This window comes from Pseudoalteromonas sp. MER144-MNA-CIBAN-0113 (genome assembly GCF_040308965.1).
In the GTDB taxonomy this organism is placed as follows: domain Bacteria; phylum Pseudomonadota; class Gammaproteobacteria; order Enterobacterales; family Alteromonadaceae; genus Pseudoalteromonas; species Pseudoalteromonas tetraodonis.
This window is the reverse complement of record NZ_JBEOOG010000582.1, coordinates 1-239: the sequence shown is the minus strand read 5'-3', so window position 1 is coordinate 239 and position 239 is coordinate 1. Positions and strand designations below refer to the sequence as shown.

Genomic DNA, 239 nt, shown 5'->3' with positions numbered 1-239 from the left:
GGTGTACACCGCGTACAACGTGTGCCAGAAACTGAGTCACAAGGGCGAGTTCATACCTCTGCGTGTACTGTTGCGGTAATGGCGGAAGTACCAGAGGCCGAAGCGATACAAATTAATACCGCAGATTTAAAAGTTGATACATTTCGTGCATCAGGCGCAGGTGGTCAGCACGTTAATAAAACAGATTCTGCTATTCGACTTACACATATACCTACCGGTGTTGTGGTTGAGTGTCAGGA

General features: G+C 47.3%; 1 protein-coding gene. It reads left to right on the top strand.

The features are described from left to right. Positions 1-239 (top strand): peptide chain release factor-like protein (locus AAEY57_RS21035; protein WP_350608789.1); only part of this gene is annotated, 239 nt, incomplete at both ends.